This is a genomic window from Endozoicomonas sp. SESOKO2, assembly GCF_024606245.1.
In the GTDB taxonomy this organism is placed as follows: domain Bacteria; phylum Pseudomonadota; class Gammaproteobacteria; order Pseudomonadales; family Endozoicomonadaceae; genus Endozoicomonas_A.
Genome location: NZ_JAHHPQ010000392.1, coordinates 1 through 1,196, shown reverse-complemented (window position 1 = coordinate 1,196; position 1,196 = coordinate 1). Strand labels below are relative to the sequence as shown.

Sequence of the window (1,196 nt, the reverse complement as noted above, 5' to 3'; positions counted from 1 at the left end):
GTGCACGGGCTAGTGCATCAACATAATGATTGAAATGCTCAATAGCCTTCGGGTCGGCATTTTGAACTCTTGCCATAACCGATTTTGCATCAGGAATTTCCCGGGCGCTGAAGCCATGAGCTTCACGGAAACGTTTGGCCATTCCTGTGCCGGATGCAAAGGTTTCGATACAGTTCTTGCGGCCACAGTAACAGTGTTGGTCCGGGCCATCGGTGCTTTCCTGATAATAGGGCAGAGGATTGTGTCCCCACTCCCCGGCAATGGCATTGGGCCCCTGAATAAGCTGGCCGTTATACACCAGTCCGCCACCGCAGCCTGTCCCGATAATGACGCCGAAACAGCTTCTGGCACCTGCTGCCGCTCCATCGGTCGCTTCTGACAAGGCAAAGGCGTCGGCATCGTTGGCCAGTTTGACGGCTCTGCCCAGTCGCTGCTCAAGATCTTCAGCAACCGTTTGATTGTTCAGGTACAGGGTGTTGGCATTTTTCATACGGCCAGTATCAGGACTGACAGCGCCTGGCAGGCAGAGACCGATATTGCTGGTCTGTCCATAGCGTCCTTCAGTGACATGGATTAAGGCCTGAATGCTATCGAGAAAATCAGGATAATTGTCCGGGGTGGATTGTCGCTCTCGATGAATCATTTCACCGCTATTGGAAAGCACCACAATCTCTGTTTTGGTGCCACCCACATCAATGCCAAATCGCACAGAAATACCTCATTTCTGATATATACTTGCAACTGTCCCTAAAATCAGTGGTTGCCGAAAGGAAAACCACTGGATTTTATAGTTCGTTGTGCGAGCGTTGAGGATAGTAGACAATCAGGAAGGGCACAAAGACATCTGGTTGACACTCACAGCAGGAAGTGAGGATAAAAATAATCTACCCCATAACTACCATGCTGAACCGCTTGCAGGATCAGCAGCAGGCCAGAGAGTGCTTTCATTTCAGTCGTCCTTTTTCTCCACTAAAGTCATATCTGAAGCAAACTTTCTGAAATCTGCACGGCCTGCGTTTGGCACCGGTTTGATTTTTTCCGTGAGAAGCCCACTGCGAACAACTGGTGTTCTATTAAATGATTTTTGTCGTGTAAGTTTTACAGCACGCAATGACTTTTTATCGTGGGACTGACCAAGAATAATTTACAACTAAACCGGAATGAGCGGAAATCAGAATTATAATTACCCACAGGCC

The 1,196-nt window shown here is 48.6% G+C and carries 1 protein-coding gene; it reads right to left on the bottom strand.

Annotated features, from left to right (window positions below; genetic code table 11):
- Window positions 1-709 (bottom strand): ROK family protein (locus tag KDK17_RS08570; RefSeq protein ID WP_257287860.1); only part of this gene is annotated, 709 nt, incomplete at its 3' end.
- Between the last annotated feature and the right edge of the window lie 487 nt (window positions 710-1,196).